13 protein-coding genes are annotated in these 13,718 nt (G+C 73.4%); 3 read left to right on the forward strand and 10 right to left on the reverse strand.

The genetic code is table 11. The annotated features are described in order from the left end of the window. Positions 1–78 precede the first annotated feature (78 nt). From ACIG87_RS06890 to accA, 9 genes are all read right to left on the reverse strand, one after another. Positions 79–1,476, reverse strand: a complete 1,398-nt coding sequence (locus tag ACIG87_RS06890) for a class I adenylate-forming enzyme family protein (protein WP_396848889.1) — start codon at positions 1,474–1,476, stop codon at positions 79–81. Positions 1,477–1,842: 366 nt separating this feature from the next. Beyond that, entirely contained in the window at positions 1,843–2,082 is a 240-nt protein-coding gene (locus ACIG87_RS06895) for a hypothetical protein (RefSeq protein WP_396848891.1), read from the reverse strand. Between the two features lie 193 nt (positions 2,083–2,275). Continuing rightward, positions 2,276–3,268, reverse strand: a complete 993-nt coding sequence (locus ACIG87_RS06900) for a hypothetical protein (protein ID WP_396848893.1) — start codon at positions 3,266–3,268, stop codon at positions 2,276–2,278. 26 nt (positions 3,269–3,294) lie between these two features. Further along, positions 3,295–3,651 (reverse strand): PadR family transcriptional regulator, encoded by a 357-nt coding sequence (locus ACIG87_RS06905; protein WP_396848895.1) that lies wholly within the window; start codon positions 3,649–3,651, stop codon positions 3,295–3,297. A gap of 284 nt (positions 3,652–3,935) precedes the next feature. Beyond that, positions 3,936–5,198, reverse strand: coding sequence for a beta-ketoacyl synthase N-terminal-like domain-containing protein (locus tag ACIG87_RS06910; RefSeq protein ID WP_396849240.1), 1,263 nt, complete (start codon positions 5,196–5,198; stop codon positions 3,936–3,938). Positions 5,199–5,317: 119 nt separating this feature from the next. Beyond that, positions 5,318–6,586: a beta-ketoacyl-[acyl-carrier-protein] synthase family protein gene (locus ACIG87_RS06915; protein ID WP_396848897.1), complete on the reverse strand. Its 1,269-nt coding sequence runs from the start codon at positions 6,584–6,586 to the stop codon at positions 5,318–5,320. After that, positions 6,583–6,987 carry a cupin domain-containing protein gene (locus ACIG87_RS06920; RefSeq protein ID WP_396848899.1) on the reverse strand — a complete coding sequence of 135 codons (405 nt, stop codon included), beginning with the start codon at positions 6,985–6,987 and terminating at the stop codon, positions 6,583–6,585. The genes ACIG87_RS06915 and ACIG87_RS06920 overlap by 4 nt, the downstream gene beginning before the upstream one ends. Further along, a complete protein-coding gene (locus ACIG87_RS06925) occupies positions 6,980–7,687 on the reverse strand; it encodes an SRPBCC family protein (protein ID WP_396848900.1) in 708 nt (235 codons plus the stop codon). Before ACIG87_RS06925 ends, ACIG87_RS06920 begins: the two co-directional genes overlap by 8 nt. Further along, positions 7,684–9,516: a carboxyltransferase subunit alpha gene (gene accA / locus ACIG87_RS06930; RefSeq protein ID WP_396848902.1), complete on the reverse strand. Its 1,833-nt coding sequence runs from the start codon at positions 9,514–9,516 to the stop codon at positions 7,684–7,686. The genes ACIG87_RS06925 and accA overlap by 4 nt, the downstream gene beginning before the upstream one ends. A gap of 408 nt (positions 9,517–9,924) precedes the next feature. Between accA and ACIG87_RS06935 the strand changes: the two genes are divergently transcribed. The 3 genes from ACIG87_RS06935 to ACIG87_RS06945 all read left to right on the forward strand — a co-directional run bounded on the left by ACIG87_RS06935 (position 9,925) and on the right by ACIG87_RS06945 (position 12,603). Further along, complete coding sequence (locus tag ACIG87_RS06935) at positions 9,925–10,809, forward strand: BTAD domain-containing putative transcriptional regulator (RefSeq protein ID WP_396848904.1); 885 nt, start codon at positions 9,925–9,927, stop codon at positions 10,807–10,809. Continuing rightward, positions 10,806–11,153 (forward strand): TcmI family type II polyketide cyclase, encoded by a 348-nt coding sequence (locus tag ACIG87_RS06940; RefSeq protein ID WP_396848905.1) that lies wholly within the window; start codon positions 10,806–10,808, stop codon positions 11,151–11,153. The genes ACIG87_RS06935 and ACIG87_RS06940 overlap by 4 nt, the downstream gene beginning before the upstream one ends. Before the next feature lie 199 nt (positions 11,154–11,352). Beyond that, positions 11,353–12,603, forward strand: coding sequence for a hypothetical protein (locus ACIG87_RS06945; RefSeq protein WP_396848907.1), 1,251 nt, complete (start codon positions 11,353–11,355; stop codon positions 12,601–12,603). A 93-nt stretch (positions 12,604–12,696) separates the two neighbouring features. On the opposite strand, the gene ACIG87_RS06950 is transcribed toward ACIG87_RS06945, so the two are convergent. Then, complete coding sequence (locus tag ACIG87_RS06950; RefSeq protein WP_396848909.1) at positions 12,697–13,608, reverse strand: aminoglycoside phosphotransferase family protein; 912 nt, start codon at positions 13,606–13,608, stop codon at positions 12,697–12,699. Positions 13,609–13,718: the final 110 nt, after the last annotated feature.

Genomic DNA, 13,718 nt, shown 5'->3' on the forward strand with positions numbered 1-13,718 from the left:
GTGGTGACGCGGTGGTGACGCCCGGCTGCCGGGGACGGCCCTCGGGGACCGGCCGGTGGGCGGGGTGGAGCGGACCGGTCACGACGCCGCCGTTCGCAGCACGTCCAGTGAGCGGACCAGTTTGCCGGTGGTGGTGCGCGGCAACTGCGCCACCAGGTGCAGGGTGCGGGGGCGCTTGTAGCCGGCCAACCGTTCGGCGAGCAGTGTGTCCAGCACGTCCTCGGACAGCGGACCGTCGGGCTGCACGTACGCGGTGATCCCGTCGTCGTACGCGACCACGGCGGCGGCCACCCCGGGCAGCCCGACCAGGGTGGCCTCGACCTCGGTGAGGTCGACCTTCAGGCCACCCACGGAGACCTGCGAGTCGAGCCGGCCCTTGATGGTGACCAGGCCGGTGTCCGGGTCGACGGTGCCGGCGTCGCGGGTGCGCAGCCACCCGTCGGCCCAGCGGGTGGGGTCGCTGAGCCCGACGTACGGCGACGTCGGGCAGCTGATCAGCAGCTCACCGTCGGACTCGCGGACCTCGATGCCGGGGGCCGGCGCGATGGCCGGCCGGTGCCGGCCGTGCAGGTCGGTGCCGATGACGCCGACCTCGGTCATCCCGTACATGTTGCCCAGGGGGACGCCGTGCCGGTCGGTGAAGGCCTGCGCGACGGCCGGCGGGACCAGTTCCCCGCCGGTGGTCATCCGCGTGAACTGGGGCAGCGGCCGGTCGGGGCGGGTGGAGGCGAGCAGGCCGATGTGGAAGGGCACCCCCAGCACGGTGGCCGGGGTGTCCTGGGCGGCGATGGCGGCCAGCACGGCGTCGCCGCCGAGTCGCTCCGGCGGGACCAGCTCGACGCGTGCGTGCAGGCCGTAGAGCAGGCCGCCGACCAGGCCGAGCACGTGCACCATGGACGGCAGCAGGATGATCCGCTCGCCGGGCAGCGCCACCCCGTCGATGCGGGTGTAGCGGTGCACCTCGGCGATCAGGTCGGCGGCGGTCCGTCCGATCACCTTGGACGGACCGGTGGACCCGGAGCTGAGCTGGATCACGGCGTGACCGCTGACCGCCGGGCGGTCCGCGTAGCCGGTGACGCTCTCGGTGACGTCCACGAAGACCTTCAGCGCGCCACCGCCGGTACGCACCGGGGCCACGACCACCTGCGGGGTGAGCCGCCGCAACGCCCGGCCGACCTCGTGGTCGGTGAGCCGGTGGTCGAGCAGCACGGCCTGGCCACCGATGCGCCAGGTCGCCAACAGGTTTACCACATAGGACAGCGAGGGCGGCAGGCGGAGCGCGGCGGCCCCGCCGGGACGCAGCCCGGCGGCGGTCAGCCGGGCCTGCGCCTCGGTGACCAGGCGGTGCAGGGTGGCCCGGTCCACCGGCTCGGGCAGCCGGAGACAAACATCGGTCGGAGGGCCGGCGAACAACACCTCGTCCACCCAACCGGGTTCTTGCGCCGCAGAATCTTCCGTCGGGCGATTCATGGTCATCGCCGGCCACCGTCCAGCATAGAATCGGGCGAAAACCGCCCACAAAGTACGTCTCTTGGCGTGCTCACGGAACCCTACGACAGCCCGGAAGAGCATTACTAGATGCGAATGGCTAGATCATAAAAGGCGGCCGGCGGGATTGCCGTCGCTTGATCGGCCGGGCAGGATCAGGCGCGTACGCCGGCCCGCGACACCACCGGCGGCTCCGCCGTGCTCGACGATCCATGGTGGACCAGGTCGGCCGCCGGGTGGGTCGGGGGTGCCCGGCGTCAGCGTCAGGGGATGCTCGGCGTTGGCGTAGGCCACACCGTGCTCAGGGACGTGTATGCCCAGCTGGCATAAATATGCCAGCTGGGCATACACGTCCTACAGATGGTTGGCCCCACGGGAGGCGGGGGCGGGCCGGTGGTGGTGCTCGTCGTTCTCGGCGGTGATGCGGGCAGAGGCTTCCTCGCCGACTTGGACGCAGATGCCGAGGGTGGCCAGGTGCCGATGGCGGGATTTAGCCTGCAGCTCGGCGGCGCTGCGACCGCGAGCAGCGAGGTGGGTCGGGCCGCTGTGGCGCAGCTGGTGCAGGGTGTACCCGGCGCCGTGCGGGTCGTGCAACTTGGACGCCTGTTTGAACAGGTACTCGGCGCGCGGGTGGGACAGCCAGCCGCGGCCGGTGTCGGGGTCGATGTCGCCCAGGGCCGGCGCGCGGCATCCGGCGGCGGGGGGCGCGCCGGTCGGATTCTGTGTTACAGGCGGCCAGGCTGTACGTTGACAACAATCGACCAGTGGCTTGGTGCTAGACGGGCTGCTATCGCTTCGCGCTGTCGCTGGTGAGGGAGCCACACGCCGTACCATGCTCGACGGCGGCATGGGTGAAGGCGAACCGTCCTTGGACATTCAGCGCAGCCGACATGACGATCGCCGCCGCAACCGCCACGATGATCGCCGCTGTGGCCAGGGTCGTCCAGTCCGCATTCGGTCCGCCGCCATACAAGCTGACGGCGAGTTCTTCGGCCAGCGGATGCAGCCACAGCATGCCGATCGGACAGAGCAGCACCAGCAGTGCCCAAGCACCACGAAGGTCGTTGCGCGCCGCCAGCCCTACGCCGACGAGCAACGTCACCAAGAAGAGTGCCATCCCGGTGCCGGGCAGGACCTGCCCGGCGGGCCAGCCGTAGTACCCAAGGAGCACGTCGCCACCGTTACGGGCAGAAGTCGCCGCTACGGGTAGAGCCGCGGCGGCGCCGCCGACGGGCAGCAGTCGTAGCCACACGGGCGGCTGGCCGGGAACGCCGAGCGCCACGAATCCGAGGCAGACCTGGGCGAGTAGTACGAACAGCGGAGGCCGGGACCGGTCGACGACGGCGGCAAGCGGTACGACGGCGACGGTGAGGACGAGGGCGAGACCGGTCGCCAGGCGGGTCCACCGGCCGGGTACCACCACGTGCACCACCGCGACGACCAGCCATGCCGCCCACACGCCGAGACCGAGCGAGACGGACGTGCCGTGCTGTTCGAAGCCGAACCACGCCGTCGTCCACGGATTGAGCTCCAACACGGCCCAGCCGCCGGCGAGAGCCGTGGCGGTCAACAACGCCAGCGTCGCGGCCAGCCGCACTCCCGGGCCGATTCCGGTAGCGCCGATCGCGCGTAGGCGCTGGCGTAGCCCGCCGCCGGCTACGTCGGTCACGTCGGCGACCGAAGGCCACCGCCGGTCCGGCGAGGACAGAGCGAGGTACGTACCGACGATCTCGGTGCCGCGCGCGTTGCGATAGCCGGCCGGATAGAAGATCCGGACCAATCGCAGATAGCGGCGTGCCAGGTCACTCACGCGATCCCTCCACTGAGTCGGGGCGCGCCTCGACGGGTAAGTGTGTTCAACCGCGCGGTTGCGGCCTCGACGTTGCGGCGCATCCGCTCGGTCTCGTTGGCGAGCAGGTCACCGCCGTCCACGGTGAGCCGGTAGTAGCGGCGCAGCCGGCTGTCCACCACTTCCTCCCGCTCGACGGTGACCAGACCCGCTTCGAGCAGCCGGTCGAGGGCACCGTAGAGCGTGCCGGGGCGCAGCGACACGCGGCCGTCGGAAAGGCGGGCTACCTCGGTGATCAGTCCGTAGCCATGCAGCGGCTCCGCGGCCAACGCCGTGAGGATCAGGAACGTGGGTTCGCGTACCGGTGTCTCCACGCCATTAATATATCGGGTGCGAAGGTATAGCGGCAGAGCATGAGGATGACTGTTACTGACAGCGCGACGGCGCTGCCGTCCGGTTCGGCGGTGCCGCACAGGACACTGTGTCCAGCTCGGCGAGGAGACCTGCGCCCGCATCACCGCCGAGGACGACGAGCACCACCACCGCCGGCGCTGATCTCGCATCCCACCTACCGGTATCACGGCAAACGGCGAAGCGGCTCCCCCGGCAACCCGCCACCGCGAGGAAGTCACCCCAGGTCCGGGCCCAGATCAACTACTTATGTTGCTTTAGTCTGGAAACTACGAACGGGCCTTGGCGGCGGTGGCTCCCCGCGCAGCACCAGCGTGCTGTTGAACCCGTCGAAGCCCCGTGCGCAGACCAGCGCCACCCGGTGGCGGGGCCGGCGGGGAGCCCGCAGGAAGTCCAGCTCGCAGCCGGGAGCCGGGTCGGCTGGTCCCGCCGAGGCGGGCAGCGTGTCGTGGTGGAAGGCGAGCAGGGCGGTCGCCACGTCCAACGCCGACCCGCCCTGGTGGGCCCGGCCGGTCAACGACTTGTGGGTGCTCACCGGGGGCGGCCGGTCGCCGAAGACCGCCCGCAGCGCGGTCGCCTCGCTGCGGTCGTAGCGGGGCACCCCGAGCGCGTCGGGGACGACCAGGTCCACCTCGTCGGCGGTGGCCCCGCAACGCGCCAGCGCCAGACGCATCGTCCGGGCGTAGGTGACCGGGTCACCGGCGGTGTCCGGTCCGGTGTGCACGGCATCGTGGCTGGCTGCCCAGCCGGCCACCTCCCCGTAGATCCGGGCACCCCGGGCCAGGGCGTGGTCCCGCTCCTCCACCACGAAGACCGCGCCCCCCTCGGCGGGCACGTACCCGCAGGCGGCCCGGTCGAACGGCCGATACGCCGCCGCCGGTTCGTCGGCGTCGCTGAGCAGCCCGGAGCGGAGCTGGCAGGCCAGCGCGTACGGGCTCAACGGGCACTCGGTCGCCCCGGCGATCACCACCGGCGTGCCCCGCCTGATGGTCCGCACCGCGTGCGCCAGGCTGTCCAACCCACCGGCGGCCTCGGCGACCAGCACCCCGGACGGCCCCTTGAACTGGTGGTGGATGGAGAGCTGCCCGACGCTGGCCGCGTAGAACCAGGCGATCGACTGGTACGCCCCGACGGTCCGGCTCGATCCACCCCAGAGCCGTTGCAACTCCCGCTGCCCGAACAGGTTCCCCCCCGACGAGCTGGCCAGGATCACCGCCCAGCCGTACGGGTCGGTGGCCCGGGCGGGGAGCCTGGCGTCGGCGAGCGCCAGCGCGGTGGCGGCGAAGCCGAGCTGGGTCCAGCGGTCGGTCTGCACGAGCTGTCGGGCGTCGACGTAAGCGGCCGGGTGGAAGCCGGGGACCTCACCGCCGACCCGGGTGGGGTAGCCGGTCGGGTCGAACAGGGTTATCGGCCCGGTCCGCCGGATGCCGTCGGTCACCGTACGCCAGTGCGCGTCGACGCCGATGCCGCTGGGCGCGACCACCCCGATCCCGGTGACCACCGCCCGCACCCGATCCCGCTCCGGCCCGCCGGGTCGCACATCCCGGACCGTCACGCCGAGACCCCCGTCGTGGACCGAACCGGGGCCGGCATCGCGGACCGTCGGACCGGGGCCGGCGTCCGGGGCCGTCACGACGTCACCGCCAGCCGGCGGAAGAGCATCGCCGACTGGAAGCCACCGAACCCGCTGCCGACCGACAGCGCCACGTCCACCGGGGTCTCCCGGGCCACGTTCGGCACGTAGTCCAGGTCGCACTCCGGGTCCCGGGTGGTCCAGTTGGCCGTCGGCGGCACCACCCCGTACTCGATGGCCAGGGCGCAGGCGGCCATCTCGATGGCGCCGATCGCGCCCAGCGAGTGCCCGACCATCGACTTGATCGAGCTGACCGGCACCCGGTAGGCCGTCGGGCCGAGCGCCCGTTTGAACGCCGCCGTCTCGTGCCTGTCGTTCTGTCGGGTGCCGGAGCCGTGCGCGCTGACGTAGGAGACGTCCGCCGGGTCGAGCCGGGCCTGCCGCAGCGCCGCCGCGATGGCCAGCCCCATCTCCACCCCGTCGGGCCGCAGCCCGGTCATGTGGAAGCCGTTGCTGCGGCTGGCGTAGCCGGCCACCTCGCAGTAGACGTGCGCGCCGCGCCGCCGGGCGTGCTCCCACTCCTCCAGCACCAGCACCGCAGCCCCCTCGGCCAGCACGAAGCCCTTCCGGTGGGCGTCGAAGGGCCGGCTGGCGTGTCCCGGGTCGTCGTTGTCCGGGCTGGTCGCCCGGATCGCGTCGAACGAGGCGACGGTGACCGGGGAGATCGGCGAGTCGGCGGCGCCGGCCAGCACGATGTCGGCCTCGCCGTCGGCGACGAGCTGGTGGGCGTACCCGATGGCGTCGATGCCGGAGGTGCAACCGGTGGAGATCACCTGGGCCGGGCCACGCAACCCGTGCCGGCAGGCCACGTCGGCGGCGAGGCTGCTCGGCACCAACGCCTGGTAGAGGTACGGCCCGCCGAGGGCGTGGTCGACCAACCAGTGCCGGCCGGAGTCGCTGACCCGGACGTACTCCTGCTCCAGCGCCGTCGTGCCGCCGACGGCGGTGCCCAGCACCACTCCGGTGACGTCCCGGTTGGCGTCGGTGAGGTCGAGCCCGCTGTCGGCCAGCGCCTCGGCGGCGCAGGCCAGCGCGAACTGCACGTACCGGTCGGAACGTTGCCGCTCGGCCGGGGTGAGACCGGCGGCGTCCGGGTCGAAGTCGCACTCGGCGGCGATCTGCGACCGGTACGGCGACGGGTCGAAGAAACTGATCCGCCGGGTGGCCGTCCGCCCTTCGGTGAGGGTCTTCCAGAACCGGTCCCGGGTGACGCCGCCCGGGGCGACCACCCCGACCCCGGTCACCACGGCACGGCGCCCGGTCATGCCGGCCCCCGCTGTTCGACCAGCTCGGTGTCGACGTGGCCGAGCTCCGGGCGGGGGGCGAGCGGGCCGAGGTGGAAGACCACCTCGGCGGCGGCGTCGCCGGTGTTGCGCAGCCGGTGCCGGACGTTACGGGGCACGAAGAGCGCCTCTCCGGCGGCCAACGGCACCGGCTCGTCGTCCAGGTCGACGACGATCGCACCCCGGACCAGGTAGAGGAACTCCTCGCTGTACGGGTGGTAGTGCTCGGCGACCCGATCGCCGGGGGCCACCGTCACCACACCCATGAACCCGGAGGTGCTGCCGACGGTACGCGGGCCGAGCAGCACCCGCAGCTCCCCGCCGCGCCGCCGGTCGGCCGGCACGTCCCGGGCGGCGACCAGACCGGTCGTGACGTCACTCATCGCCGCCTCCCGCGTACGCCCGCTCGATCCGTTCCTTGATGACGGCGAGCTGCACCCGGCTGTTGGTGTTGATCCGCTCGGTCATCGCCGCGTCGTCCACCGGGGCGGTGGGCTTCATCGCGAAGTCCTGCACCCAGGTCATCCGGGTGCCCTCCGGTTCGGTGTCGTAGTACCAGTGGATCCGCATGTACTCGAACGGGCCGGTCTCCACCCGGCGGGCCCGCACCTGCCGGGTCGCCGGGTCGGCGGTGCGTTCGCTGACCCAGCTCCACGAGATGCCGTTCTCGTCGGGGTGCATGGTGAGCCGGAAGCGCACCGTGTCGCCGTCGCGGTGCAGGATCTCCACCACCGCGTACTCGGTGAACAGGTCGGTCCAGCGGGCCACGTCGTTGGTGATCTCCCAGACCAGCGGCAGCGGGGCGGCGATGACGATGCTGTTCTCGGTGTGCCCGGCCGGCCCCGCGTCGGCCACCAGGTCGGCGACGCCGGCGATGCTGAGCTGCCCGGCCTGTTCGGGGATGCGTACCCGCCAGCGGTCGGCGACCACGGCGGACAGTTCCAGCAGGGCCAGCGAGTCCATGCCCAGCTCCTCCAGGCTGGCGGCGGGCGCGTGGGCTGCCACGTCGGCGTCGAGGCCGCAGTGGGTCACCAGGATCTCGGTGATCGCGCTGGTGAGCGATTGGCCGTGGGTGACGGTCATCTCGGGTCCTCCTCGGTTGCGGTCAGGACAGGTCGGTGGGGGCGGGCGGTGCCGAAGCGGCGGAACCGGGCCCGACGTCGACGGACCAGGGTGGCCGGCGGCATGTCCAGCAGCGGGGCCAGGTTCGCCACCAGCGCCCGGCGCAGCAGCAGCGCCGCCGCCCGCGGGTCGGCCTGCGCGCCACCGGGCGGCTCGTCGACGATCTCGTCGGCCACCCCGAGGCGGCACAGGTCGGGCGCGGTCAGTCGCAACGCCCGCGCCGCCTGTGGCGCGGACCCGCCGTCCGGCCAGAGGATCGCCGCGCAGCCCTCGGGGCTGATCACCGAGTAGACGGCCTGCCGCAGCATCAGCACCCGGTCGGCGACGGCCAGGGCCAGTGCCCCGCCGCTGCCGCCCTCGCCGGTGACCACCGCGACCACCGGGGTGGGTAGCACGCTGAGGGTGAGGATGTTCTCCGCGATGGCCGCCGCCTGTGCGTGCTCCTGCGTGCCGGTGCCGGGGTCGGCGCCGGGGGTGTCCACCAGGGTCACCACCGGTAGGCCGAGCCGGGCGGCCAGCCGTACCAGGCGCAGCGCCTTGCGATGCCCGGCCGGACTGGCCATGCCGAAGTTGCGGGCGGCCAGTTCGGCGGGGTGGTGACCCTTCTGATGGCCGACCACCATCACCGGCTGGCCGTCCAGGCGGGCCGGCCCGCCGACCACCGCCGGACAGTCCGCGCCGAGCCGGTCACCGTGCAGCTCGACGAAGCCGTCGAAGACACCGTCGAGGTAGTCCAGGGTGGTGGGCCGACCGGGATGCCGGGCGGCCCGCACGATCTCCCACGGGTCGGCGGCGACGGGCCGCCGGCCGAGCACCTCGGCCCGGGGAGCGGCCACCGCCGCCGGTTCCGCTCCGCCCGCCGGCAACGGCCCGCCCCGAGCCGGTTCCTCCCACGGTACGCGGACCCGCGCGGCCCCGGCCCGGCCGCCGGCCACGGTGGCGAGCAGCCCGGTCCCCGACCGGGGCACACCGACCCGCCGAGCCCCGCCCCGGCCGTTGGCCGTCGAGGCGAGCAGCGCCACGAGCCGGTCCCGTAGCACCCACCGGGGCACCACCATGTCGACAAGTCCATGTCGGAGCAGGGCCTCGGCGCTCTGCCGGCCCGCTGCCAGGTCCCGATCGGTGACCTGCCGGATCACCCGAGGGCCGGCGGGCCCCGTCCGCGTGCCGCTCTCGGCGAGCACGAGATCGGTGTTGGCGGCGAAGGGGGCGATCACCTCGCCACCACCGGGGTCGGGAACGACACTGACGGTGAGCAGGGCCGCCTCGCGCAGCCCGGCGACGGCCTGACTCACCGTGGCCAGTTGCATCAGCGCCAGCGTGCCCTCCTGGAGCCGGGCGCCGCCGGCGGTGGTGACGAGCAGCAGCGGGGTCCGGTCGGCGAGGGCGCGTTCCGCGGTCCTGGTGATCAGCTCACCGACCGCGCAACCCAGGCTGCCGCCGAGGAACCGGAAGTCCAGCACCGCCAGCGCGACCCGGTGGCCGCCGATGCGGCCGACGCCGCAGAGCGCCGCCTCGTCGAGGCCGCTGCCGGCCCGCGCGGCGCTGAGCCGGTACCGGTAGGGCAGCGTGTCGACGAACCCGATCGGATCGACCTCGACCGCCCGACCGGGCAACGGCGTGAAGGTGTCCGGGTCGAGGAGCTGGCGCAGCCGCTCGGGGGCGGTGAGCCTGGACGGCTGCCCGCAGTGCGGGCAGACGTCCAGGTTGCGGCGCAGCCGCCGCCGGTAGAGCAGTGCGGCGCAGCCGGCGCAGCGGGACCAGCGCTGCTCCTCGGCGGCGGTGGTCACGTCGACCGCTCGGCGGTCGGGACGATGAGCGAACGGTCCATCTGTGCGGCCTCCCCACGGCGTGCTCCACCGGGCGGCTCACCCCGGTAGCCGTCACCTTCCGGCGGGCCCTGTCACCCGGGCGTCACCCGATGACGCGCAACACCCCGGGCAGTGGTGACGTTGCGTTGACGCAGGCTGTGTATCAGCTATGCAGCCGCTGTCCATCGTGACGACTGTTCGCAGTTCAAGGGTAATATCATCCAGTCACGATACCTTCACCTTCATTGACCGAGAGTAATCGGATTGGTAGTGTTCGTGCCGACCGGTGCGGCGGGTCCGCAGCGGAGCGACCCGGCCACGGCGTCGCGGGCGACCGCGTCGGGACACCGGACGATGGACCCAGGTTTCCGTGCAGGGGGTGCGCCCGTGACCGGTCAGGTCAGCACGCCGACCAGTGACGTTCCGGGCGACCCACCGGTGCGCCTGCACCTGCTCGGCGGTTTCCGACTGCTGCACGGCGACACCGCGGTGGTGGTTCCGCGTGGGCTGCAACGGGTGATCGCCGTGATCGGGCTGCGCCCCGGCGCCACCCGCAGCAACCTGGCCGGCCTGCTCTGGCCGGACGTACCCGAGGAGCGGGCGCTGTCGTCGCTGCGCACCGCCCTGTGGCGGCTACGTCAGGACCCCTGCTGCCCGCTGCTGTCCAGCGGTGACACCGTCCGCCTCGACCCGACGGTCCGGCTCGACGTGGACGACCTCGTCGCCACCGCGGCCCGGGTCCGCGACGGGGGTGACCCGCGCGCCGCCGCCGTCGCGCTCGCCGCCGGCAGCCGTGACCTGCTCCCCGGCTGGTACGACGACTGGGTGCTGCTGGACCGGGAACGGCTGCGCCAGCTCCGGCTGCACATGCTGGAACAGCTCGCCGCCGACCACCTCGACGCGGGACGGCACGGCGAGGCGTTGCAGGCCGCCCTGGAGGCGATGGCCGCCGAGCCGCTCCGCGAGACCCCGCACCGCCTGGTGGTGCGCATCCACCTCGCCGAGGGCAACGCGTTCGAGGCGGTACACGCCTTCTACGTCTATCGGGACCTGCTCATGCGGGAGCTGCGGCTGGAACCGTCCCCCGCGATGTGCGCCCTGGTCGACGAGACCCTCGCCCCGATCCGGCAGGCGAGCCGCCGCACCCCGACGGCCCGTCGTCACGATCCGGACGGACGGCGTGACGAGCAGGTGACAGCTGCGCCGCCAGGGTTTACCCACCGTGGGCCCTGGACCGATCGGGGCGCACCACCGGCGAGAGGGGCCCGATGAGCCGTCTGGTGATCGTCAGCAGGATCATTCCCGGCGCGGAGGGGCGGGTCGCCCAGATCTTCGCCGAGTCCGACGCGACCGAACTGCCCGGTCTCACCGGGCTCCGCCACCGGTCCCTGTACTGCCTGCACGACCTGTGCGTACACCTGATGGAGACCACCGACGTGGACGTCGACACCCTGGTCACCGCCCGCAACCACCCGCTGTACCGGCGGACCAACGAGCGGCTGTCGGCACACACGTCGCCGTACCTGCCGACCTGGCGGTCGCCCCGCGACGCGCCGGCCGGCTGCTTCTACAGCTGGGACGTCTCCGACGCGCCCACCCCGGAGGCGCTGGGCTGAACCGCCACCGGTGCGGTCAGCACCGAGAGCACGGCGACGACAACACCGTGTTGCGGCGTCGCCACCGCCTGGCACCGGACATTTCACCTGCGCAACGAGGGGCGGTCCTCCCTGTCGTCCGATATTCGCGTGTGCAAGGCTGCGGCGGGTCTTCGCGTTTTCTCGCGACTTCAACGACATACGCAATAGGGAGGTTGCCGTGCCGTCGACTTTCGGGCAATGGCTGATCGTGATCCTGGCCCTGCTGGTGGGCCTGGCCGGAGGCTGGGCGCTGTGGGGACGGCAGAAGCCGACCGCCGGACAGCCCATCGTGGAGGGTGACCCGGTCGCCGGGCTCTCCGCCGAGGAGAAGGCCGCCGCCACGATCGACGCCCCCCGCCCGGTCGCCACGGTCGACACCTCTCCGGCTCCCGCCGCCGTCGTGGACGAGCCCACCCCGCAGGACGCCAGCCACACCGCCCCGGCCACCGACGACACGGTGACCACGGTCGACACCCCGACCACCGTCGACACCCCGACCACCGTCGACACCTCGACCACCGTCGACACCTCGACCGCCGAGCACAGTTCCGCCGCCGAGCATGCCCCTGCCGTCGAGCACGCCCCCGCTGTCGACGGCACGCCGACCACGATCGCCGCCGAGCGGACCACTCCGCTGACCGGCCTCGAGGACGAGCCGACCACCGCCGACCACACCGGCCGTACCGCCTCGGACGAGGCACCCGCGAGCACCGCCGCCGACGAGACCACCGCGCCGGTCCCCGCGCCCCGGGCGGCCGTCGAGGACACCCCGGACACCACGGACAGCGGGACGGAGCTGCCGGAGCCGACCCCGGTCGACGCGCCGCCGGCCTCCACCGACCCGGACCCGGCCGCGAACGGCGCGATGACCGAGCAGGAGCCGCTCGCGGCCCCGACCGACGATCCGGCACCGGCCGCCGTGCCGGCCGACCCCGAGCCGACCGCGCCGGAGTCGGCCACGCCGGCCGCCGAGTCGGCCACCCCGGAGTCGACCACGCCGGCCGCCGAGTCGGCCGCGCCAGAGTCGGCCACCCCGGAGTCGGCCGAGTCGGCCGCGCCGGTCGCCGACGACGCGGACGCCGCCCCGGCCGTCGTCGCGCCGGTGGTCCCGACGCAGCGCACCCCCGTCGAGGACACCACCCCGGCCCAGGACGCCGGCGCCGCGCAGGACGGGCCGGCGGACGACTTCCGCCGCATCCAGGGCGTCGGCCCCAAGATCGCCGCCGCCCTCCAGGCCGCCGGGATCCGCACCTACCAGCAGCTCGCCGCGCTCGACGAGGCGAGCCTGCGGGAGACGATCCGCGCCGCCGGGCTGCGCGCCGCCGCGAGCCTGGCCACCTGGCCGCAGCAGGCGAAGGTACTGGCCGGTGCGGGTGCCGAGGCTGAGCGGGTGCTGCCGACGCCGACCGGCGGCGACGCCCAGGGCTGACCGGCTCACCCAACGAGGGCCGGTGGGCGTGCCAGCAGGCGCGCCCACCGGCCTTTCGCGTGCCGGGTATGTCGCTTCGTCGGCCGGGAGCCGTCACGGTTCGTCCGGTCCGCCGCCGGTGTCGGGCTCGGTGAGAAGTGCGTGCAGGGTGTGGGTGGCCTCCGCCACCCGCGCCGGTTTCGCCTCGACGAGGGTGATGAGGGCCTTCCACAGTGCCCAGCCGCGCCCCCGCCGCCACGTGCCGACGTCGACGTCGAGGGCGGCCCGCAACGCCGCACGGGCGGAGGCGTCGAGCAGCGTCCAGGCGATCGCCAGGTCGCAGGCCGGGTCGCCCACACCGCTGGTGCCGAAGTCGATGACGGCGGCCAGTCGCCCGTCGCGGACCAGCAGGTTGCCGAATGCGACGTCGCCGTGGAACCAGACCGGCGGGCCGGTCCACGTGCTGGCCAGTGCCGCCGACCAGATCCGGGTGACCGGGCCGACCGGGATCCGGTGGGCGAGCCGGGCGATCGCGGTCCGGGTCTCGGCGTCGTACGTGCGCAGGGGTCCACCCCGCCAGAAGCTGTGCGGGCCGGCGGTCGGGCCGGCGGTCGGGTCCACCTGGTACAGCGCGGCCAGGAAGCCGGCCAGGTCGGCGGCGAAGGTGGTGAGGTCGCCGATCCGGGCGGCGGTGGCCTGCTGACCGTCGATCCAGCGGTAGACCGACCACTCGAACGGGTAGCCCTCGGCCGGCCGGCCCCGGCCCAGCGGGACGGGCACCGGCAGCGGCAACCTCGGTGCCAGGTACGGCAGCCACCGTTGCTCCTTGGCCACCTGCGCGGCGTAGCCGTGGGCGCTGGGCAACCGCACGGTCATCGTGTCGCCGAGATGGAAGGTGCGGTTGTCCCAGCCACCGGCCGAGACCGGACGGACCGGGAGGTCCGCCCAGGCGGGGAACTGGGTGGCGACCAGGCGGCGTACCAACGCCTCGTCGATCTGCGGTGGGGCGACGGGGCGGGCGTCCATCGCCCCACCGTGGCGCACCGGTGCCGGTGACGCAACGGCTTTGTCGACGCTCCGCCGGTGTGCTGGCGTCGGGATGGCGGCCCCGGCCGCCGGTCGCAGTCGGGGACGGC

Source organism: Micromonospora sp. NPDC051925 (assembly GCF_044548625.1).
In the GTDB taxonomy this organism is placed as follows: domain Bacteria; phylum Actinomycetota; class Actinomycetes; order Mycobacteriales; family Micromonosporaceae; genus Micromonospora.